We start from the raw sequence: 21,166 nt of genomic DNA, 5'->3' as shown, positions 1-21,166 counted from the left end.
CCCCCGACCCCCAACCGGCCGAGCACTACATCAACGAGTCGACCCCCCTGAACCTGGACCCCACGACGGACCCGGGCACGGGCCCCCTGCTCGAAGCGCTCCTGTCGGACGAGACCCGGGCCCGCCAACTGGTCGAGGCACTGACGACGCCGGGCGGTCGGTGAGGCCCCCCGTGGGTGGCAAGTTCTGGCAAGCCCCTCGTCGCCGAGGCGGACACACGGCAGCATCAGGTGATCAGAAAGGGTCGTGGAGATCTTCCTGGAGGTGAAGAGTGGCCAAGGCACCGACGTTTGACGAACTGTTCCAGAACTGCCGTAGCTCGGCTGTACATCTCGAAATGCGCGACGGCTACATGAAGTCGGACCCCGCCTTCATCGACTGGCGCGCCGGGCAGCGGATCGACCCGACCGCGCGCTGGCCCGAGTGGTACGAGCTGGTGTCCAGGGCGACCTGCCGCGGGGTGGAGGTACGCCGGGCCCGCATCGTCTCGGAACCCGTCAGCGAGTACATCCGCTTCGAGTACGAGGTGACGCAGGGACTGAACATCGCGGCCGGGGAGGAAGTCCGTTGGCTTCCACGTCGTCGGGCGACAGGCATCGCTCTTCCCGGCAACGACTTCTGGCTTTTCGACGACAGCCTCGTCCTCATCAACCACTTCGACGGGGACGGCGACTCTCTGGAGCACGAGCTGACGACCGACCTCGAAGTGGTGAAGCTCTGTGCCTCAGCCTTCGGGAAGGTGTGGGAGTTCGGAACAGCGCACGAGGAGTACCGGCCGCGTTGAAAGCCATCTGAACCACACACGGACAGAGCCGAAACCGGCGGCCTTCCGAAACCTCGGATTGTCGGACCCGCCTCCTATCCTGCCCGGGTGTCTGACGAACGTTTGATTCTGAGTAGCGCGGCGCCTGGCGAACACCGGATAGACGACATCGCCGTGGTCAACGTGGACGGGGCGCCCTTGGTGGTGTGCACCGGCTTCCCCACTCTGTGGAGCTGGGCCCCGATGCAGGACGAGTGGCAGGAAAGGCCGTTGGCGTACGCCTTCGCCGAGGACCCGCTCGCCGCCGAGTACCCGGATGCCGAGAACGGCATCGACTCGGTTGCCGTGGCCGTTTCGGACGGGCGCGTGGTGGTGGCCACCGGCGGCGACGAACAGGGAGTGGCCATCTGGGACTTGAACAGTGGCGAATTGCTCCGTGGGACCTCCTATGACGAGCCCTATGTCTCGTCCATCGCCACGGTGGCAGGCGAAGGACCGCCACTGTTCGTGGCAAGTAGTGGGGTCCACTGGGACGGGGTCCGGGTGTGGGGGCTGTCCGGTGAGGAGTCTCCGGTGGAGTTGGACGCCGGCTCCATCTGGGGTCTCGCCACGGTGAGCATCGACGGCCGCGCGCTGGTCGTTGGGGGAGGGGAGCAAGGAGTAGAAGTGTGGGACGCGGCGAACGGCGAGCAGGTCGCGTCGTTCCACGTGGACGAGGAGGAGAGGGCATACGCCGTCGCCGTTTCCCAGCTCGACGGTCGTCCGGTGATCGTGGCGGGCACGGCAGCCGGAAAGGTGTACGTATTCGACCTCTCCGGGGACAACGGCGACGAGCCGATCCGCGAACCGTCCACCGGTCATGAGGGCTGCGTCAACGCGTTGGATGTCGCCGTTGTCGGCGACCGTCCGGTCGCGGTGACCGGCGGTGAGGACGGCACCGTGCGGATCTGGGACCTTGCCAGCGGCAGGCAGGTCGGGCCGCCGCTGACCGGCCACAACTGGAGCGTTGAAGCTGTGGTGGTCACCACGATGCATGACCGCGCGGTTGCCGTGACCGCCGGTCGTGACGGAGTCGTACGCGTCTGGGACCTGACCCTCTGACAAGCCTGAGCGGCGCCCGCCTCATCCGGAACGCCCACCCCGTCCGGTGGACGGTTTCTCGCAATGCATGGCTGCGGGCCGCTCTCCGGGAGAGCGGCCCGCAGCCCGGTTGCTACAACTCGCCGTCGGCGAGGGCGTGTACGAAGGTGTTCCAGGCGCCGCCGGTGAGGATGAAGGCGGGGCCGGGGTTCTTGGAGTCGCGTACGGCCATGGTTCCGCCGGGGAGGTGGGCGCCTTCGACGCAGGCTCCGCCGTGGTCGTTGCTGTAGCTCGACTTGAACCAGTCGGCGCCGGACAGCGCGTCAGCCGTCGTCGTCATAGGAATCAAAGCTCCTTCATCGCCTTCTTAATCATGCTCAGAGACTCCTGCGGCCCGAGAGCAATGGCTTGCAGCTCGCTGAACGCTTCCTCATGCAGCTCCACGTCTGACTGCCGCCGACTCACCCAGGCATCGGCCAGGTTCTCGAAGTAGATGATCGGCTTGAGAGCGTCACGGTCATGGAACTGAAGGGTGTGGAAGGCCCCGTTCATCCCCGGATGGGCACCCGCCTTGAAGGGCACCACCTGGACCCGGACGTTGGGGAGCGCGGCCACGTCAACAATATGCGCGAGCTGCGCACGCATGACCTCAGGGCCTCCCACCTGCTGGTGTAGCACGGCCTCACTCATGATCGCCGCGAATTTCAGCGGCCCCTCCCGGCGTAGTGCCTCCTGACGAGTCATCCGCACGGCCACCATGCGGGCGATCTCCTCTTCGCTGAGACCTTGATGCGCGCTCTGATGGGTCGCGCGCACGTATGCCTCGGTCTGGAGCAGGCCGGGGACGAACTCCGACTCATAGTTGTGCAGCGCTACGGCCGTGGCCTCCAGGCCCAAGTAGGCCCTGAAACCCGGCGTGATGACGGGGCGGTACTCCGTCGACTGCCACCAGTCCCGCTTCCGCTTGGTGACAACCGCGTACCCCTTCAGCTGCTCCGTCGTTTCCTCGTCCGCCTCGTAGATCAAGCAGAGCGCCATGACGTCGACGGGCTCGACCACCGCGTTCTCTCCCGTCTCCAGCCGGGTGAGCTTCGAAGGACTCCAGTAGACCTTCTTGACGACCTGGGTCGATGTCAGTCCGGCCTTCTGCCTGAGGTGACGCAGTTCGTTGCCCAGATGTAAGCGGCACAGAGCCGGTGTGGCCGACTCGATGTCCGTGATCATTTGTCGTCCTCTCGGGGCGATTTCCAGTGTGTCGACGTTGCTTCCACGTCCGCAAGGAACTTTCTGCGCCATAGCGGAAGCCACTGCTTCGCTGCGTGAACGCCCCGTGGGTGGCGCGCGATTCACGGAGAAGTCCGCACGCAGAATTCGGCTGTGAGGTCCCCAAAGCGGTGGATCTGGTGCGAGGCTATACCGGTAGCTCACGCAACGCAGTTGATTCAACTCATTGCGTGAGCACGGAGATTCGACGACAAGGACTCCCCATGCCCCCCATGACGCGCCGCGCAACTCCCGCCCCACTCACCGCAGTCGACATACGAGACGCCGTCCGCCTGACCATCTCGTTCCGCCCCCACACCCGCCGCGTCGCGCATCTACGCCACATCGCCGGGGCGCTCCTGCGGGAAGGCGGCATCGCGGAGGGCGTCGTCGAGACCGTGCAGCTTCTCGTCAGCGAGATCGTCACCAACGCCGTCGTGCACGGGGCCGGCGACCGTGTCCGGTTCTCGATCTCGTACGACGGGGGTGGTGACGTCCTGATCGAGGCGGACGACGGCCGGCCCGCGCGGGTCGGGGTTCGTCACCCGGCGGCCGACGACGAGTCCGGCCGGGGGCTGATGCTCGTCGCCGCGCTCGCGCGTGGGTGGGGGCGGCGGGGGACCTGTACGTGGTGCAGGGTCGCCACGCGGGAGGTGGCCGCGTCGTGACGCCCAACCGGCGTACGCCCGGGGCCCATTGGGGGCATCGGCCGCTCAGCTTCACCAAGGACTCGGCGACGCTCCGCCGTCTCCTGACGGCCCTCAACCGGCACTACCCGATCGACTTCGCGACCATCTCCTGTACGGTCGCCGACGCCCTCACCCTCCAGCTCCCGCTGCCCGCGCGCGCCTGGGTGGACGTCACCACGCTCAAGCTCCGCGGGCACTTGCAGCTCCTGCTGTGCGAGTACGACGGCGATACGGACGACCCCCGCGTCCTCGCGCTCCACCGGGACGCCTACCGCCTGCTCGCCCTCTGCGACGTCTTCGACTACGCGACCCCACCCCTGCACGCGTACGAGCTGATGCGCGCCCTCGCGGAGACCACCCGCTCGTTCGCCGACCTCCACGAACACCGGGACCCGGACCGGTGAGCACCGCCAAGGCCCAGGCCCTCTACGTCATCGCGGTCGTCGCCGTCGGCGGCTCGATCGTCGCGGCACTGTGGCGCGGCTGCTGACTGGGCCGCCCGCTCTCGCAATCTCCCGCAATCCGCACGCGAGACAGCTCCCCTCTGACTCAATCTGAATATCCAACCCGCCCCACAGGAGGACGACATGACGCTCAGGTTCATCGGGACGACGTCCGACAACGGCAACTGCCCCACGCTGTACGAGGTTGTCGAGACGGGCGACATCGTCGTGCAGGGTGATCGCCTCACCGACTCCGAGGATCTCGCCCAGTTGCGCGACGTCAAGGACTCGGAGAGCTTCGTCGTCATCCCCCGAGACCTGCTCACCCGCTTCGCCCCCAAGGAGTGACCTTGCCTTCCCTGATCCCGTTCACCGAGATCACCCACCTGTTCACCGAGTTCGAGCACACCGCCTGGCGCCTGGAGACCCGGCCCGGTTACGCGTCCGATCGTGAGAGCCCCAAGTGGCTGCGCTGGAAGGCCGGACAGGACGTCGCCAACGAACCTCCCGACTCCTGGCGTACGAACGTCACCGAACAGACCGCGCTCGGCAAGCGGTTCGAGCGCGTACGTCTGGTGGACGACCCGCCGACCGAGGGGCAGCGGTTCCTGCTCGCCTCCGGGCTCGGGAACGTCGCCGCGGGGGAGGACATCCGTCAGCTGACCCGGGCGGAGGCCGTACGGCTCGACCTGCCCGCGTTCGACTTCTGGCTGTTCGACTCCCGCACTCTGGTGAAGTTCGTCATCGATGACGCGGGCACGACCCTCGGCGTCCGTGTCCTCGAAGACGCCGCGAGCGTCGTACGGGCCTGCCAGGTCCGGGACATCGCGTGGCATTACGCCGTGCCTACAAGGGAGTTCCAGACGCGGGTACCGTCGGGGACGTGAGCAGCGATTTCCAGGTCGGCCGGGTCGCTCTCGGGGTTCGGCTGCGTGAGCTGCGTGCCGACGCGGGGCTGAACGGCAAATGCATGGCGGAGAGGCTCGGCTGGCAGCGGTCCAAGGTGTCCCGGTTGGAGAACGGCAAGCAGACCGCGACGGCCGACGACCTGGACGCGTGGGCGCTGGCCGCCGGTGTGCCGGGTGAGGCCGCCGATCTCAGGAGCCGGTTGCGGGGGCTGGAGTCGCAGCAGCGGTCATGGCGACGGCAGCTCGCCTCGGGGCACCGGGCCGTGCAGGAGAAGTATGTCGCCGCGTACCGGGACACCTCCGCCGTACGCGGGTACGAGGCCACCGTCGTACCGGGCCTGTTCCAGACCCCGCAGTACGCCCGCCATCTGCTCGTCCACAACGCCGAGTTGATGCGGAGCCCACGTGACACCGACGAGGCGGTACGGGCCCGCATGAACAGGCAACAGGTGCTTCACGAGCCGGGGAGGTCCTTCCGTGTCCTCGTCTGGGAGGGGGTGCTGTACGCCCGGTTCTGCCCTCGGGAGGTCATGGCCGGACAGCTCGACCGGCTCGTCGGGGTCATCGGTGCGAGCACCGCCGGCACGGTCGGCGGCGTGTCGCTGGGTGTCGTCCCGTTCAGCGCCCAGCTGACGCTCAGCCCGAAGCACGGCTTCTGGATCTTCGACGAGGAACGAGTCGTCGTCGAGACGGTCAACACGGAGTTCCAGCTCGAAGCGGGCGACGATGTCGCCCTGTACGGGCGTGTCTGGGACCGGCTCGACGAGAGCGCCGTCCACGGCGCGCGGGCGCACCGTCTCGTCGCCCGCGCGCGGGCCGCTCTCCATGTCGCGTGAGCACGGTGTCATCCGGCACGCTGGCGGCATGAGATCTCGAACCAGTGGTATGTGGTGGGGGACGACCATCGAGGCCCCGGACCCCAGCGCCTTGGCGCGCTTCTACGCCGAACTCCTCGGCTGGCACATCGGACACGAGGAGCCGGGAACGGCGATCCTCGCCAGCTCCCCGCAGGGCCCCTTCTTCGTGTTCCAGCAGGCGGACGGCTACCGGGCTCCGGTCTGGCCCCCGGTCGAGGGGGAACAGCGCCCGATGACGCACTTCGACTTCCAGGTCGGCGATCTGCCCGAAGCGGTCGCCGAGGCCGTTGCCCTGGGCGCCACCGTGGCGGAGTTCCAGCCGCAGGAGAACGTCCGGGTGCTGTTCGACCCCGCCGGACACCCCTTCTGTCTGTGCTTCGACCCGTCATGAAGGGCTGATATCGCCCCCGCTTCCGCAATCGGGCGCAATCGGAATGCCGAGGCATCACAGCCCTCCCTAGCGTGATCCGCAGGGCGGTTCGGGCGTGCCGACCGCGTCAGGAAGGGAGACCACCATGGGCGGACAGCACGGCGGAGGCACCGGCGGTGGCCAGGGCGGCAGCCAGCAGGACGACTCCAACAGCGGCGCCGGGCACGGCGGAGGCGGCTCCGACGAGGGCGGCAACACGAGCGACGGCTCCGGCCCGGCCACCGGCAAGCAGACGCGATGACCACGCGTACGGCGGAGGCGGGCCCCCAGGGGCTCGCCTCCGCGCTCGTACGGGCCGGTGCGCTGACGCCGGAGTGGCTGCCCGTCTGCGAAGCCGTCCCCCGGGAGTTGTTCGTGCCCGACCGGATCTGGCCCGGCATCTCCGACGGGACCCGTCAGAACGCCCTGGTCTCGCGCCGCGACGACCCCGAGGCATGGCGCGCGGCGGTGTACTCCGACATTCCGCTCACGACGCAGTGGGACGACGGCCGGCACCGGGGCGACGGCGTAGGCACCACGCCCACCAGCTCCAGCTCCATGCCCCGCATGGTGTTCTCGATGCTCGCGGACCTCGGTGTACGGGACGGGGACAGGGCGCTGGAGATCGGCACGGGCACCGGCTGGAACGCCGCGCTGCTCGCGCGACGCCTCGGTGACGAGAACGTGGTCAGCGTCGAGTACGACCCGGAGGTCGCCCGGTCGGCGACCGCGAACCTGCGCCGTGCCCGACGGAGTCCCACGGTCGTGATCGGCGACGGCCGCCTCGGGCACGCCGACGGCGCCCCGTACACGCGGACCATCGCCACCTGCTCGGTCGGAGAGGTGCCGTGCGGCTGGATCGGCCAGACGGCGGTGGGCGGTGCGATCGTCGCCCCCTGGGGGACCGCGTACGGCGGTGAGGCGATCGTACGTCTGACGGTCGGCGGCGACGGGACGGCGAGCGGTCCGTTCACCCGCTCCTCCGCGTTCATGCGGCTTCGCCAACAGCGTGCCCACCGGCCGCCGTTCGAGGCTTATCTGAAGGGCGGGGAGTGGCCCGCCGACGGCGAGCGAGGCTCCACGCGTCTGCCTCCCGCCGATACCGGCGGCTGGCTGGCGCAGTTCGTCATCGGCCTGCGGGTGCCGGGCGTGTTCTGGCGGGCGGAGAGGTACGAGGGCGGCGCGTACACGCTGTGGCTCTACGCCACCGACACCGAATCCTGGGCGAGCGCCGACCATGTGCCGGGCGGCTCGGAGTTCGAAGTCGTACAGTCCGGTCCCCGCCGGCTGTGGGACGAGGTCGAGCGGGCGTTCCGATGGTGGGACGGCCAGGGGCGGCCCTGTTTCGAGTCCTTCGGGCTGACCGTCAGTGAGGAAGGACAGAGCGCCTGGCTCGGTGACCCGGGTCGGTCCTGGGCCCTGTGAGCCGGCCGGGCGCGGCCGTGCGCCGAGGTGTTCCGGCAGGTCGTCGTGGGCAAACCTGGGGCTGCGTCGTACAGACCGTTCGTCCAGGGAGAAGGGCATGCACATGAGCAAGCGCAGGCGGGTCGCAATGGTCGCGGCCGGCGTCGCGGCAGCGGGACTCGTGGGTGGCGGCACGGCCGAGGCGACGCCGGGCGGGCCCGGTGTCGTCGGCGAGGTCATTTCGCGGGCGACCGTGGGGGACAAGGACTACGTCCTGCGCCGGATCACCATTCCTGCCGGTCAGGGCACCGGCTGGCACTTCCATGAGGGGACCCTGTACGCCTTCGTGGAGAAGGGAACGCTCAGCCACTTCGACTCCACCTGCGAGTCCAGCGGTGTGCACCCGGCGGGGGACACGTTGACCGAAGCTCCCGGCGCCGAGAACGTTCACATCGGGCGCAATCTCGGTACCGTCCCCCTCGTCCTGGACGTGCTGTACGTCCTCCCGCACGGTGCGCCGCTGTCGCGGGACGCCCCCAACCCGGGCTGCGACTTCCAGTAGCACCCCGGGGCGGGCGGCCCCCGTCGTCAGCCGATCGGCGCGGGCATGCGGACCACGTCATACGCGAGGTCGATCACATCCCCGGTGGCCGGGTCGCTCAGCTCCACGCGCCAGCGCTCGGCGAACTGGTCGACGCCCTCGGTCATCGGGATGGTGCCGGAGATCAGCACCGTGCCGGGCACCAGGTCGCCGCGCTCGCGCAGGACGTCCGCCCAGTAGCCGGGGGTGAGCAGCTCGGCCAGGGTGCCGTTCTGGATCAGGGTCTCCCGGCCGTCGTGGGTCACCCACGCCCGCAGCGCCAGATCGTCCAGCCGCTCCTCCACGTCGGCGAGCCGCCAGGCCCGCCGGGCGAGGACGTCGGGGCTCGCGTTCTTGCTCCACGCGACGCCGTGCACCTCCAGCTCGCGGTCGGTGTGGTCGCAGGCGGCGGTCAGCAGCAGCTCACCCTCGCTGTCCACGACCAGGGCCCACTCGGCCTCGCCCGACGTACGGCCGTGCTGGACGCTGACGCGTTCGGTGTGCTGGGCGAGATAGGGGGAAACCGGGTACAGGGCGGGGGTCACGGACGGCGCGGGCACGCCCAGCTCGGCGAGCTCGGCGACATGCGCGGCCACGTCGGCCTGGCTGCGTCCCGCGTAGCCGGCGTTGAGCACCTGGACGACCTCGGTGCTGCGGGTGGTGCCGTCGGGCAGTTGGAAGGTGAGCAGCGCCATGGGATTCTCCACATCGATCGCGGTATCGGCGAGGTTAACTTTGCGCGGAAGGGTTGCGCATACGACCTGTATACAAGAAGTATGCCGGTAGGTCGACAGCTGCCCTGCACCCAGGCGCCCCTCATGAAGGAACAAGCACTGTGAACAAGAGCACCAGCGGCGACGGCGGCTCCGCCGTACGCCGCGCCTTCTTCGCCAGCCTCACCGGCACCGCCCTGGAGTGGTACGACTTCGCCATCTACTCCGTGGCCGCGGCCCTGGTCTTCGGCGATGTCTTCTTCCCGTCTGAGGACCCCGCCACCGGCACCCTGCTGGCCTTCTCCACGTACGCCGTCGGCTATGTGTCCCGCCCGCTCGGCGGCTTCGTCTTCGGCCGCCTCGGGGACAAGATCGGCCGCAAGAAGGTCCTCATCGCGACCCTCGTACTGATCGGGGTGGCGACCCTCCTGATCGGTCTGCTGCCCGGCTACGCCACGATCGGCGTCGCCGCGCCCATCGCCCTGGTCATCCTCCGCTTCGCGCAGGGCGTCGGCGTCGGCGGTGAGTGGGGCGGAGCCGTACTCCTCTCCAGCGAGTTCGGCGATCCGCGCAAGCGCGGCTTCTACGCCTCGGCCGCCCAGATCGGCCCGCCGGCGGGCAACCTCATGGCCAACGGCGTACTGGCGGCGCTCGGCGCGCTGCTGTCCGAGGACCAGTTCGTGTCCTGGGGATGGCGTGTGGCGTTCCTGCTCTCCGGTGTTCTCGTCGTCTTCGGGCTGTGGATCCGCACCAAGCTTGAGGAGACCCCGGTCTTCAAGGCGATGGAGGCCGAACAGACCCGCCCCACGGCCCCGATCCGCGAGGTGTTCACCACGCACCCGCGCGCGCTGGCCGCCGCGATCCTCAGCCGCGTCGCCCCGGACGTGCTGTACGCGCTCTTCACCGTCTTCGTCCTCACCTACGCGACCGGCGAACTCGACATGTCCCGCGGCGCGGCGCTCGCCGCCGTACTCATCGGGTCCTCCTTCCAGGTCTTCCTCATCCCCCTGGCGGGTGCCCTCTCCGACCGCGTCAACCGCCGCCTGCTGTACGGGCTTTCGGCCCTGGCGGCGGGGGTGTGGCCGTTCGTGTTCTTCCCCCTGACCGACGGCGGGAGCTGGCCGCTGCTCACCCTCGGTGTGGTGGTGGCGCTGGCCATCCACTCGTTCATGTACGGGCCGCAGGCGGCGTTCATCGCCGAGCAGTTCTCCGCGCGGCTGCGCTACACCGGCTCCTCGCTCGCGTACACCCTCGCCGGAGTCATCGGCGGGGCCGTCGCGCCCCTGGTGTTCACGGCGTTGCTCGACGCGTACGACTCCTGGGTGCCGCTGGCTCTGTACGTCGCGCTCACGGCGGTCGTCACGGTCACCGGGCTGTGTCTGGGCCGCGACGGGGACGAGTCGGAAGACACCCTTGAGGATGTCCCCGCGACGTCGTCCCTCGAAGCACCCGCCACGACGACCAACTGACAGGAGCCGCACCGTGCGCATCGCGCTGAGCCAGATCACCACCGGCCCCCACCCCGAGCGGAACCTCGTACTCCTTCGCGAACAGGCCCGCCGGGCGGCGGACGCGGACGCCCGCGTCGTCGTCTTCCCCGAAGCCGCGATGGCCTGCTTCGGCAGTCCCCTGGCGCCGCTGGCCGAACCTCTCGACGGCCCGTGGGCCACTGCCGTCCGGCAGATCGCGAAGGAGACCGGACTCGTCCTGGTCGCGGGCATGTTCACCCCGGCCCCGGACGGGAAAGTGGCCAACACCCTGCTCGCCACCGGCCCCGGTGTGGAGGCCGCGTACGACAAGATCCATCTCTACGACGCCTTCGGCTACGCCGAGTCCGACTCTGTGGCGCCCGGCTCCGAGGTCGTCACCATCGACGTCGACGGCGTCCGTATCGGCCTTGCCACCTGCTACGACGTCCGCTTCCCCGAGCTGTTCAGGGCCCATGCCGACGCGGGAGCGGTGCTCTCCCTGCTGCCCGCGTCCTGGGGCGCCGGCCCCGGCAAGCGCGAGCAGTGGGAGCTGCTGACCCGCGCCCGCGCGCTCGACGCCACCCTCTGGGTCGCGGCCGTGGGCCAGGCGGACCCGGCGGCGTCCGGGATTCTCCCGACCTCCAACGCTCCCACCGGTATCGGTCACAGCGCGGTCATCGGTCCCGACGGGACGGTACGGCAGAGCCTCGGCGAGGAGCCCGGGATGCTGCTCGCGGACCTGGACCTCGACGAGGTCTCCACGGTCCGGCGGGCCGTACCGGTGCTGGCCAACCGGCGTCTGCCGCTGGGGGAGCGCCCGGAGCACCAGGGCGACGCGCGCTGAGGAATCCGCGCTGAGGCTCAGCCCGCCAGCAGGACCTTGAGCGTCGTCTCCAGGTGGCTGTCGATCGCGATACGCGCGGCACGCCGGTCACCGGAGGCGATCGCCGCCAGGATCGCCCGATGCTCGGTCAGCACGGACTCCTGGCGGCCCTGCTGGTTGTACAGAGCCACCACCCCGGCCCGGATCTGCCGGCTGCGGAGCCCGTCGTAGTGCCGGTTGAGCAGTGTGTTGCCCGCGGCGGCGACGATCGTCGCGTGGAAGAGGTGATCCACCGCGATGAACTCCTTCGCGTGCTCGGGCCCGCTCAACGCGCGCTGGCGCTCCAGGAGTTCGGTGAGCTCGGCGAGGAGATCCCGGTCCCCGGGGTCGACCCGCTCCGCCGCGTACCGCTCGACGATGCCGCGCAGCTCCATCACTTCGCTGATCTCACGCCCCGACAGCGGCACGATCTGCGCGCCGCGCTTGGGCACCAGCCGTACGAGATCCTCGGCGGCGAGGAGCAGCAGTGCCTCACGGATGGGGGTGCGGGAGACTCCGATACGGTCGGCGAGCTCCTGCTCGGAGAGGAACTCGCCCTGCCGGTCCGGGTCGGTCAGGACGTTCTCCTTGAGAAACGCGTACGCCTTCTCCCGGCCCGATGTCGGCTCCGGTGTCCGCTCCGCCGTCATGGTTTCCCTCGTGACCCGTATGACTGCATACAGTGAGTATACAGCGCCCCGCTCCGCACGGGCTCTCGCGCCGGAGCCCCGTACACCGGCCGGGTGTACGGGGCTCCGGGGCCGCCATCGCGTACGAGGCCGCCCATCACGTACGCGCGGGGGCTCACGTACGCGTACGACTCACCGCGCTTCGGCCGCCGCTCCCGGCTCCCGGTGCTGGACGTGGGCCGCCAGCAGGTGGGAGTCGAGCAGGGAGGCGTCCGCCGTCCGGTCGGCCTTCGCGTAGCCGGCCAGCATGCGCTTGGTCAGGACCAGCGCCTCGGGGGAGCGCCGTACGAGCGACCGCGTCCAGGAGTTGACGACCCGGTCCAGCCGGTCCAGCGGCGCGATCTTGTGCAGGAGGCCGAGCCGGTGGGCGGTCTCCGCGTCGAACACCTCGCAGGTGAGCATGAGTTCACGGATCCTGGAGACTCCGGCCTCCGAGACCAGCCGGCCCATGGCGCCTCCCCAGGCGGGCGGCAGCCCGATGCCGACCTCCGGCATCCGGAAGCGGCAGGTGTCCGCGCCCGCGCGTAGATCGCAGTACGAGGCGAGCGCGAGCCCCGCACCGATCACCCCGCCGTGCAGCCGGGCGATGGTGACCGCGTGGGTGTTCTCCAGGGCCTGGCAGAGCCGGTGGGCCTTGTCCGCGACGCGCCGCAGTCCGGCTCCCGTCGGGTCCGCGGCGAGCGAGTCCTGGTACTCGTCGCGGTCGGCGCCCAGACAGAAGTCCTTGCCCATGGACGACAGCGTCAGGACGCGGATGTCCGGGCGTTCGTGCAACTCGTCGAGCAGCAGCAGGAGATCGTCGATGACGGCGACACCGAGGACGTCCTCCCGGTCCACCCAGGGGTTGAGGCGGACGTGGAGCAGGGGGCCGCTCCGCTCGACCTGTATGGCCTTGCGGGCGGGGCTGGTGAGCGTGTGGGCGGTCTCGGTCATGCGAGGGCGACATCCAAGTTCAGCGGGCGCCGGAACGCCACCCTGGGCGCCATCGTGGGGCTGCGCACGAGGGTGAGACGGGGAAAGCGGCGTATGAGTTGACGGAGCAGGATCTGGGCTTCGAGGCGGGCCAGCGGTGCGCCGAGGCAGTAGTGGATGCCTCCGCTGAAGGCCAGGTGCGCGGGCTTGCGCAGGGGGTCGAACACATCGGGGTCCTTGTGCTTGGCCGGGTCCCGGTGCGCCGCCCCCACCAGGAGGTGGATCATCTCGTCCTTGCGTATCTCCATGCCGCTCAGGACAGAGTCCTGCGCGGCCACCCGGCTGATGACATGGGTGGGCGCGTCGTAGCGAAGTGTCTCTTCCACGAAAGCGGGTACGAGGTCAGGACGGTCGGCGACAAGATCCCAGCGTTCCGGGCGCTCGACGAGCAGGCGCGTCATGGTCGTCAGGAGTGTCGAGGTGGTCTCCAGGGCGGCCAGCAGCACGAACAGCACAAGGAAATAGACGGATTCATCCGCCTTGGCGCGGTCGGGTTCCACCTCGTCCCACGTCCGTATCCAGCGGGAGACGGGATCGTCGCCGAGGTTGGCGCGACGGTCCTTCACCAACTCCACGAAGTACGAGCGCAGTTCGGCGGTGGCGGCGTCGGAGCTGGCCAACTGGCTCGCCGAGGGCAGCAGTTCCTGGGTGAAGACCTGGTCGTGGGTGAGCTGTCGAAGACGGGGCCAGTCGGCGGCGGGCAGTCCCAGCCAGTCACCGATGGTGGCGACCGGCAGTTGGTCGCCCACCAGGGCCACGAAGTCGGCCTCACCATCGTTTAAACGCTCCGCCAGGGAATCCAGCAGCTGATCCGACGCCCGGGTCACCGTCACACCGATCCGCTCCACGGCGGCCCGGTCGAAGCTGCCGGCCGCCCGGCGCGCCTGGGTGTGGTCCGGGGGATTGAGCGCGGCCAGCGTGTGGCTCATCTCCCGTGACGAGGAGGCGTTCCAACGGGTGCCCGAGCCCTGTTTCTCGCGCCAGTCCCGGTCGGGTTCAAGCCAGTCCCGGCTGCGCAGCACCTGATCGCAGACCTCGAAGCTCGTCGCGAAGAAGGCGTTCCAGGGGGCCGGGGTGACCTCGCCCCTCGACCGCAGCTCCTCGTAGATCGGGAAAGGGTCCGCCTGCCCCCTCGGCGTCCGCAGACGCGAGAAGAGGGAGGCGGACTCCCTGCGGTTGTACGTCGGAGCGGTGGCAACTCCCATGATGGGGCCCCTTTCTGAGAACCGATCCGATGCTTACCCGTATCAAAGTTGAAGCATCCAATAACACAGGGGTCTCAGTGGGTTACTTAAATCACTCCCCCCTCGTCCATGCCAGGAAGCGGCTGAACATTCCGCCCTTCTGCTGCTGCGGCGCGGCGGCTGAGGCGGGCCTGGGTGCCTGGGCGCCGGAGCGCTGCTCGGCCGTCCCCGGCTGCTGAGGCGCCTGGGGCTGGGAGGGCCTCGTGGCCATCGACGGGACCGTCCTGGGGCTGAACCGGATCGGTACGGTCACCAGGGAGCGGCTCCACGGGGACGGCGCCCAGGCGAGTGTCTTGAACGGGACACGCATCTCGACATCCGGCAGCCGGTTGAGCAGCGCCTCGACGGCCGCGACCGCGATCACGAACGCCGGGTCCTTGGCCGGGCACGCGTGCGGACCCGCGCCGAAGGCCAAGTGCGCCTTCGCGCTGAGCTGTTGGCGGTGCTCGGTGAGCTTGGGGTCGGTGTTGGCCGCGGCGAAGGAGATCAGCACCGGGTCGTTGGCCCGTACCACCCGGCCGCTCAGCTCGACGTCGTGAGTCGGGTAGTGGGCCGCGTAGTTGGCGATCGGCGCGTAGTTCCACAGGCTCTGCGAGACGGCGTCCTCGACCGGCAGCCCGTCCTGCCACTCCTCGTCCAGGTACAGCGCGCTGCTGGTGCCGATGACGGCCGTCAGGGGCGCGGTGCCGCCGGAGAGCAGCGTCACGAGCTGGTGCAGCACCTCCTCGTCCGTCAGCTGGGCCGAGTGCTCCATCAGACGGGTCGTCAGGTCGGCGGCCGGGCGGCGTCGCTTGAGGGCGATCAGCTCGGTGAGCGCCCCGCCCAGCACCTCGTCGGCGCCCGGGGTGCCCTCGAAGATGCCGCTGATACCGGCGATCACGCGGTCGCCGATCTCGGGCGGGCAGCCGAAGAGTTCGCTGAAGACCAGCAGCGGCAGCGGCTGGGCGTAGTCCGCCATCACCTCGGCCTGCCCACGGGGCTCCGAGCTGAACTGGCTGATCAGGTAGTCGGCGGACTGCTGCGTCTGCCTCACCAGCTGGAGCTCGTTGACCGTGGCGAGACTGTCGGTGACCGCCTGGCGCAGCCGGGCGTGGGCCGCGCCGTCACTGAACAGGGCGTTGGGGCGGTAGCTCATCATGGGCAGCGCCGGGCTGTCCGGAGGGACACGGCCCTCGTTCAGCGCGTTCCAGCGGCGGGAGTCACGTACGAAGGACTGGGGGTTCTGCAGGACGTACAGAGCGGCGTCGTAGCTCGTGATCAGCTCGACCTGGACGTCCGGGGCGATGTCGACCGGCGCGCTCGGGCCGAACGTGCGCAGGTGCGCGTAGTGGCCGTCGGGGTCGGCTCCGAAGGCGGGGCCGTGCAGCTGGACGTTGCCGTGGCTGCTGTGGGCGGGGCAGCCCGGGGGTATCTGCGAGGCGTCAAGCGGCTGTTGCATGGTGGCGCTCCTAGCCGAGTTGGGTCATGAGGTGTTGGACGAGGGTGATGAGCGCCGGCGCCGATGAGCCCTCGTCGCGTACGTCGCACTTGACGACGGGGGTGTCGGCGGACAGGTTCAGCGCTTCGCGGACTTCGTCGAGCGGGTAGTCCGTGTTGCCCTCGAAGTGATTGACGCCGATGGCGTAGGTCAGGCCGAAGCTCTCGACCAGGTCCAGGACCGGGAAGGACTCGTGCAGCCGCTCCGGGTCGACGAGGACCAGCGCGCCGAGCGCGCCCCGCGACAGCTCCTCCCACATCTCCTTGAAACGCTCCTGTCCGGGCGTTCCGAAGAGATAGAGGACGAGCGAGTCGCTGAGGGTGAGGCGGCCGAAGTCCATGGCCACGGTGGTGGTCTTCTTGTGAGGTGTGCCCGACAGGTCGTCGAACCCCTCGCTGGCCTCGGTGATCTCTTCTTCGGTCCGCAGCGGCTCGATCTCCGAGAGACTGCCGATGCAGGTGGTCTTACCGACTCCGAAGTGCCCCACAATGAGGATCTTCACCGTCTGCGAGACGTCCGGATCCAGGTACACGCGTTACGCTCCGAATCGATTCTTAAGGCCTTCGAGCACGGCGCTGACCAGTTCTCTGTCGACACGTTCGGCGCGCGGTACCGGCCTCCGCACGAGGATGAGGCTGTCCTCTTCCAACTGCGCCAGCAGAATGCGCACGATGCCCACCGGCAGGTGCGTGTGCCCGGCGACCTCGGCCACGGACAGGAATCCCTCGGTGATCAGGTCCAGGACCTGCCGCGCCTCGGGAGACAGCGCGCCCGCCATGGCGGACGCGCCTTCCGCCGCCATGACCAGGGCGGTGTGTTCGTACTGGTGGTCCGGGGGCAGGGCACGCCCGTTGGTGATCACGAAGAGGGGAACCAACGGCGACGTCAGCTCCAACTCCTGCTCGGGCTCGTGCTCGTCAGGCATGGCCCGCCCTCTCTCCCCGTGCTGTCGGCGTGGTCAGTCTGGGCACCACCTCGTGCAGACGAGTGGTGAACTCCTCGATGTCACAGTCGTGCTGGGCGGCGGCTGCCAGGAAGGCGCCGGGGCCGGCGGCCATGAGGAAGATCCAGCCGTGCTGGAACTCGATGACCGTCTGGCGCCACTCGGCGTCCTCCAGGACGCCGGCGAACTGCGAGGTGACTCTGCTGTACGCGTGAATGCCCGTCATCGCGGCGGCGATCGTGTCCGCCAGGTCTCTGTTCATCCCGCTGGTCGAGCCGCGGGGCAGACCGTCCGCCCCGAGCAGTACGGCGTGCCGGGCGCCCCGTACCTCGTCGACCACCCGGTCGAGCTCGGGCAGTACGAACCCCGAATCGCGCCTGCCCTCAGGCCTCGGCGCCGCGGTGTGCCCCGCGCCCGCGTCGGCCTCCGACTTGAGCCTCGGGGGCGACGTGAGGTTGTTGCCCAGCCGGGCGACAAGGCGCTGCATACGGAAGGAGATCTGCTGCATGTCCACATCGGGCGCCGCCGCGGCGGCCAGATAGGCACCCTGTCCGGCGCCTATGAGGAAACTCCACCCGTGGGAGAACTCGATGATCGTCTGGTTCCACTGCCGGTCCTCCTCAGGGCCGGCGAAGTGGGCCGTGGCACGGCTGAGCGACTGCATCCCGGCCATGGCGGCCGAGATGGTACGGACGTCCTTCTGGGCCAGGCCTTCCGTGGCCCCGCGGGGGAGGCCGTCCGCGGACAGCAGGACGGCGTGCCGTGCCCGAGGCACGTTGTGCACGATGTCCTCAAGCATCCACGACAGGTCTGCGGTCATGCGTCTTCGGACCCTTCGAGCGACGTGGCATCAAGGTTTCGGCCGGAAAGCGTGCCGCGCTGGAAGGCCCCCAGGCTGCGTCCGGAGAAACGGCTGGGCTCCTCGGCGCTCCGGGGCGCCGGCGGCGTGCTCTCGGGGTCGGGCACGCTGGCGATGGGAGCCTGGCGCGCGCCGCGCTTCGGCAGGCCGTGCGTCGTACGCGACCCGTTCTGCGGGCGGCCTTCGGTACGCAGGATGTTGCTGACGGGGGCCTCGTAGGCCGGCGGTGTCTCCTCCACGGTCCACAGCTCCTCGGGCAACAGGACGACGGCCCGGACGCCGCCGTACCGGGAGACTCCGGTCACATCCACCCTGAAGCCGTACTGCCGGGCGATCAGCCCGATCACCGGGAAGCCGAACTTCGGCTGGTTCCCGAGCTGCGACAGACGGGGGACGATGTTGCCGGAGAGCAGTTCGGTCGCTCGCTGCCGGTCCTCGTCGTTCATGCTGACGCCGGCGTCGTCGATGACGATGCACAGGTTGTTCTGGACCCGCTGGAACGTGATCTCGATAGGCGCGTCGTGCTGCGAGAAGCTGGCGGCGTTGTCCAGCAGTTCGGCGACGGCGAGGGCCACGGGGGCGACCGCGGACGCCTTCAGGGCGAGACCGGTCTGCTGCATGATGGAGACCCGGTGGAAGTTGCGGATCTGCCCCTGGGCGCTGCGCACCACGTCGTACACGCTCGCGGCCCGCTTACGGCGGCCGAGCGGCGCACCGCACATGACGGCGATGCCCTGCGCCTTACGCGCCATCTGCGCGTTGGCGTGGTTCACTTCCAGCAGATCGCTGAGGACGGCGTGGTTGCCGTACTTGCGCTGCACGTCGTCCAGGAGGGTCGTCTGCTCCGCCGCGAGACTCTGCAGGAAGCTGGCGGCGCCCTTGAGGACGGCCTTGGTGTTCTCCTCCGCCGCTTCCTTGGCCTCTTGGAGAGTTCGGTCCAGATCGGTCGTGAACCTCATCAACTCGGCCCGCGCGAGCTGGAGTTGTTGGTCCGATATGTGTAGCTGGTGCCTCAGCTCGCCTTCGCTCTGCTGCTTCTTGGCCCCCAGGGCTCTGTTGCGGGCGGCGAGTGCCACGACCGCGACGACGGCTATCGCCGCCACCGCAACCAAGCACCACACAAGTGCGTCTCGAATCATGGAAACCTTTCCCGGCGCATGCCATGCGGACGGCGACGGATGCACCTCGCGAGTACCCGCGACACTGCCGCTCGGCGCCGCCCGGCCGCTGTCGCGTGGAGGGTGGGGGCCGCCGATCGCGAAACAGCATCTGAGGCTAGTGGATCAAGATCACAGATGCGGGGATGCTATCACCGGCTCCCTCTGCCGCCTCAGCTCCACCAGGGGTCCCACGGTTCGGCCAACATGTATCCCGCATATGCGTATTGACAGTTTGGAGGCATATGCCTCCGCGACCGGTTCCCCCGTACTCTCACGGTCAACCCCGAGTCATTCAAGGGCCTTCACAAGAGGAGTGACAATCTCTCACATGCCCTGGGGCCACCCCGGGGCCCACAGGGGTCCACAAGATGAACGCCAGGCACACCCTCACCAGGAAGCCTCACGGATCGCGCCCGGGATGACGCTTCCACAGAGGGGGGTGGCGGTCCTGGGGGCGGCACAGTGTGATGTGTGTCCTATGCGTGCCGAGGCGCGGAAATCGAGGGAACCCCGGCGTCGGCGTCATCACGGAGAGTCCTCTTCGAAGGCGCCGCGTTCTTTCCCGCCCTGCTGGTCCTGGGTCTGCGACTCCACGACCGATCGCAGCAGGACCTCGGCTGCGTTGAGCCGTTCCCGAAGGTTCTGAACTTCCAGGTCTCGCGCGCGTAGGACAACCTCGCGCCCAGACTCCGCGGCGTAGCGTTGGCGCTCTTCCTCCCTGGCCCAAGTGAAATAGAGCTCTGCGCGACGGGCGTGCAGCCCGTTCAGCTTCTCCAGGAGTACCAGCCGCTCATCACGGACTTCCCGCAGTTCGTCCTGCAGCCGCTCGATGCGTTGGCTGTGCTTTCCCAGCTCATCTTGCAGATCGGCGACGCGTCGGCGCAGTTCCTCGTTACGCCCCCGTTCGTGGCCCAGCTGTTCGTGCAAGTGGATCAGCCGGTCGGCAAGGTCTGCACGTGCCTCAAGGGCCAGCAACAACTCCTTGCGGGTCTCTCCCTCACGACGGCTGCGCCTGGTTGCCTGGTCCTGAAGGTCTTCCTCCACGGCATCGAGATCGGGGATGCTCAGATCCACGGTTGGTGCGGTCTCTTCCGCCTCTTCCTCCCAGGCGACCGGCTTGGGCAGTGCCAGAGGCGAGGTCTCGTCCCGTACGGCGACCCACAGCGTCCGGAACTCGTCCACGTCACCGTCCAGGGCTTCCACGACGAGTTCCAGCGCCCCCCAGCCCGGCGGGCTCGCGCAGTGCAGCACGTTGCCCACGGTTGTATGGCTGATGGCCTTGCCGGTGCGCTGGGCCACGACGCGGAAGCTCGGCTCACCGCTCTGCCGGTGAAGAAGCTTCAGCCGATAGCTGAGCCGCTCAAGCGCCGGCCCCGGCATGGTCTGGGATGCCGCCGACGCCATGACTCCCCCTCCGGTCCGCTCCCAGCCGATCATCGCAGGGCCACGCAGCCCGCGCCCGAGAATCTCGGACGCCACAGGTGGAGGCCTGCGTCAACTTCTGTAAGGCAGCGGCGGCAGACGTCTCAACTTGTCTGCCTCATAGACAAGTTCGACAGCCCGCGTCCACTTCTGTAATCGGCTCCGCGCGCTGCCGGAGCGTGGAAGCACCGGATGGATCCGGTCACTCACAGCTCACATGGAGAAGGCCATCACATGACGTCGCTCGCCCTTTTGCCCCTGACCGTGCCGGTAGCTGTTTGTCTGCTCGTCAGTGTTCTCAGCGCCGTATACATATGGTCCGGCAACACCGCCCGTCGGACGCGCGCATGGCGCGTGCTGCGCGCCCTGCTCGGTGCTGTCGGATGCGATCGGGCGGATGATGCGTAGTCGCCAGGTCCCTTTGCATCACGTCTGAGCAGTCCTGCAAAGCGGCCTCAGTCGGGGGCAGAGACACGCCTCAGGCCGCTCGACCGGCTTCTCGTACCGGCGCCGGGCCAGCTCGTCTTCTGTCGGCGTCTCGCAGCGCGAAGGCCCTCCTGTCCAATGGGCGGAAGGGCCTCTGGCCAGGTGTTTCTCTGTGCCCCCGGCAGGATTCGAACCTGCGACACCCGCTTTAGGAGAGCGGTGCTCTATCCCCTGAGCTACGGAGGCTCCGTCGTGTTCCCCGCGCAGGTGACGCGCGGTGGCAACGACTGGCCACCGACAGCGTAGCGGATACGCACCCGCGGTGTTTCTCCGTGTGGGGAAGGCCGGTGGTGCGAGTGGGGGCCGCTCTACGATGAAGGGGGCGGACATCATTCGGGGGAAGGAACGAGCAGCGTGGAGATCAATCTCTCGTTCGGCGGTGGCACGGCGGAGGAACAGGGCGGGGATCACACGCAGGCCGCTGGCTCGCTGCGTCGCTGGCTGGTGGCCGAGCCTGAGCTGCGGGGGCGGGCG

At 68.9% G+C, this 21,166-nt stretch carries 25 protein-coding genes and 1 tRNA gene; 13 read left to right on the top strand and 13 right to left on the bottom strand.

Features of this window, described 5'->3' with window-relative positions:
• The first annotated feature begins 271 nt into the window (after positions 1-271).
• A complete protein-coding gene (locus BHU15_RS24900) occupies positions 272-784 on the top strand; it encodes a DUF6879 family protein (protein ID WP_171908441.1) in 513 nt (170 codons plus the stop codon).
• 87 nt (positions 785-871) lie between these two features.
• Positions 872-1,864, top strand: a complete 993-nt coding sequence (locus tag BHU15_RS24895) for a WD40 repeat domain-containing protein (protein ID WP_141726876.1) — start codon at positions 872-874, stop codon at positions 1,862-1,864.
• Between the two features lie 112 nt (positions 1,865-1,976).
• Here BHU15_RS24895 and BHU15_RS24890 read toward each other — a convergent pair whose 3' ends face one another.
• Together BHU15_RS24890 and BHU15_RS24885 are read right to left on the bottom strand one after the other, a co-directional pair.
• Entirely contained in the window at positions 1,977-2,183 is a 207-nt protein-coding gene (locus BHU15_RS24890; RefSeq protein ID WP_069629242.1) for a DUF397 domain-containing protein, read from the bottom strand.
• Between the two features lie 5 nt (positions 2,184-2,188).
• Positions 2,189-3,067 (bottom strand): helix-turn-helix domain-containing protein, encoded by an 879-nt coding sequence (locus BHU15_RS24885; RefSeq protein ID WP_069629241.1) that lies wholly within the window; start codon positions 3,065-3,067, stop codon positions 2,189-2,191.
• Positions 3,068-3,330: 263 nt separating this feature from the next.
• Between BHU15_RS24885 and BHU15_RS24880 the strand changes: the two genes are divergently transcribed.
• From BHU15_RS24880 to BHU15_RS24845, 9 genes are all read left to right on the top strand, one after another.
• On the top strand, positions 3,331-3,774 hold the full coding sequence (locus BHU15_RS24880) for an ATP-binding protein (protein WP_079128358.1): 444 nt from the start codon (positions 3,331-3,333) through the stop codon (positions 3,772-3,774).
• Positions 3,771-4,199 carry a DUF6415 family natural product biosynthesis protein gene (locus BHU15_RS24875; protein WP_069629240.1) on the top strand — a complete coding sequence of 143 codons (429 nt, stop codon included), beginning with the start codon at positions 3,771-3,773 and terminating at the stop codon, positions 4,197-4,199. Before BHU15_RS24880 ends, BHU15_RS24875 begins: the two co-directional genes overlap by 4 nt.
• A 183-nt stretch (positions 4,200-4,382) precedes the next feature.
• The gene (locus BHU15_RS24870; RefSeq protein WP_023540969.1) at positions 4,383-4,586 is read left to right on the top strand and encodes a hypothetical protein; all 204 of its coding nucleotides are present in this window, start codon (positions 4,383-4,385) and stop codon (positions 4,584-4,586) included.
• A gap of 2 nt (positions 4,587-4,588) precedes the next feature.
• Entirely contained in the window at positions 4,589-5,125 is a 537-nt protein-coding gene (locus BHU15_RS24865) for a DUF6879 family protein (RefSeq protein ID WP_069629239.1), read from the top strand.
• Positions 5,122-5,982, top strand: a complete 861-nt coding sequence (locus tag BHU15_RS24860) for a helix-turn-helix domain-containing protein (protein ID WP_069629238.1) — start codon at positions 5,122-5,124, stop codon at positions 5,980-5,982. The genes BHU15_RS24865 and BHU15_RS24860 overlap by 4 nt, the downstream gene beginning before the upstream one ends.
• Before the next feature lie 28 nt (positions 5,983-6,010).
• Entirely contained in the window at positions 6,011-6,394 is a 384-nt protein-coding gene (locus BHU15_RS24855) for a VOC family protein (protein WP_368483216.1), read from the top strand.
• 124 nt (positions 6,395-6,518) lie between these two features.
• Positions 6,519-6,674 (top strand): hypothetical protein, encoded by a 156-nt coding sequence (locus BHU15_RS40355; protein ID WP_023540973.1) that lies wholly within the window; start codon positions 6,519-6,521, stop codon positions 6,672-6,674.
• Entirely contained in the window at positions 6,671-7,837 is a 1,167-nt protein-coding gene (locus tag BHU15_RS24850; protein WP_069629236.1) for a methyltransferase domain-containing protein, read from the top strand. Before BHU15_RS40355 ends, BHU15_RS24850 begins: the two co-directional genes overlap by 4 nt.
• 103 nt (positions 7,838-7,940) lie before the next feature.
• The gene (locus BHU15_RS24845) at positions 7,941-8,378 is read left to right on the top strand and encodes a cupin domain-containing protein (protein ID WP_069629245.1); all 438 of its coding nucleotides are present in this window, start codon (positions 7,941-7,943) and stop codon (positions 8,376-8,378) included.
• A 26-nt stretch (positions 8,379-8,404) separates the two neighbouring features.
• Here the strand turns inward: BHU15_RS24845 and BHU15_RS24840 are convergent, their stop codons facing one another.
• Entirely contained in the window at positions 8,405-9,091 is a 687-nt protein-coding gene (locus BHU15_RS24840) for a DUF2848 domain-containing protein (protein ID WP_069629235.1), read from the bottom strand.
• A gap of 140 nt (positions 9,092-9,231) precedes the next feature.
• On the opposite strand from BHU15_RS24840, the gene BHU15_RS24835 reads away from it, so the two are divergent.
• Positions 9,232-10,578 (top strand): MFS transporter, encoded by a 1,347-nt coding sequence (locus tag BHU15_RS24835; protein WP_069629234.1) that lies wholly within the window; start codon positions 9,232-9,234, stop codon positions 10,576-10,578.
• 13 nt (positions 10,579-10,591) lie between these two features.
• Entirely contained in the window at positions 10,592-11,422 is an 831-nt protein-coding gene (locus tag BHU15_RS24830; RefSeq protein WP_069629233.1) for a carbon-nitrogen hydrolase family protein, read from the top strand.
• Between the two features lie 17 nt (positions 11,423-11,439).
• On the opposite strand, the gene BHU15_RS24825 is transcribed toward BHU15_RS24830, so the two are convergent.
• The 10 genes from BHU15_RS24825 to BHU15_RS24780 form a co-directional block, all read right to left on the bottom strand.
• Entirely contained in the window at positions 11,440-12,090 is a 651-nt protein-coding gene (locus tag BHU15_RS24825) for a GntR family transcriptional regulator (RefSeq protein ID WP_069629232.1), read from the bottom strand.
• 171 nt (positions 12,091-12,261) lie between these two features.
• The gene (locus BHU15_RS24820; protein WP_069629231.1) at positions 12,262-13,062 is read right to left on the bottom strand and encodes an enoyl-CoA hydratase/isomerase family protein; all 801 of its coding nucleotides are present in this window, start codon (positions 13,060-13,062) and stop codon (positions 12,262-12,264) included.
• Positions 13,059-14,306, bottom strand: coding sequence for a cytochrome P450 (locus BHU15_RS24815; protein ID WP_069629230.1), 1,248 nt, complete (start codon positions 14,304-14,306; stop codon positions 13,059-13,061). Before BHU15_RS24815 ends, BHU15_RS24820 begins: the two co-directional genes overlap by 4 nt.
• Positions 14,307-14,397: 91 nt before the next feature.
• Entirely contained in the window at positions 14,398-15,783 is a 1,386-nt protein-coding gene (locus BHU15_RS24810) for a cytochrome P450 family protein (RefSeq protein WP_069629229.1), read from the bottom strand.
• Positions 15,784-15,793: 10 nt separating this feature from the next.
• Positions 15,794-16,354, bottom strand: a complete 561-nt coding sequence (locus tag BHU15_RS24805) for a GTP-binding protein (protein ID WP_023540982.1) — start codon at positions 16,352-16,354, stop codon at positions 15,794-15,796.
• A gap of 3 nt (positions 16,355-16,357) precedes the next feature.
• The gene (locus BHU15_RS24800; RefSeq protein WP_069629228.1) at positions 16,358-16,747 is read right to left on the bottom strand and encodes a DUF742 domain-containing protein; all 390 of its coding nucleotides are present in this window, start codon (positions 16,745-16,747) and stop codon (positions 16,358-16,360) included.
• Positions 16,740-17,564 (bottom strand): roadblock/LC7 domain-containing protein, encoded by an 825-nt coding sequence (locus BHU15_RS24795; RefSeq protein WP_069629244.1) that lies wholly within the window; start codon positions 17,562-17,564, stop codon positions 16,740-16,742. Before BHU15_RS24795 ends, BHU15_RS24800 begins: the two co-directional genes overlap by 8 nt.
• A gap of 17 nt (positions 17,565-17,581) precedes the next feature.
• Positions 17,582-18,763 (bottom strand): ATP-binding protein, encoded by a 1,182-nt coding sequence (locus BHU15_RS24790; RefSeq protein ID WP_069629227.1) that lies wholly within the window; start codon positions 18,761-18,763, stop codon positions 17,582-17,584.
• A gap of 546 nt (positions 18,764-19,309) precedes the next feature.
• A complete protein-coding gene (locus BHU15_RS24785) occupies positions 19,310-20,188 on the bottom strand; it encodes a hypothetical protein (RefSeq protein ID WP_069629226.1) in 879 nt (292 codons plus the stop codon).
• 617 nt (positions 20,189-20,805) lie between these two features.
• Positions 20,806-20,878, bottom strand: a tRNA-Arg gene (locus BHU15_RS24780).
• Between the last annotated feature and the right edge of the window lie 288 nt (positions 20,879-21,166).

Source organism: Streptomyces niveus (assembly GCF_001723055.1).
GTDB lineage: Bacteria > Actinomycetota > Actinomycetes > Streptomycetales > Streptomycetaceae > Streptomyces > Streptomyces niveus.
Note: the sequence above shows the minus strand (reverse complement) of the source record. Positions and strands in the feature narration are given on the sequence as shown.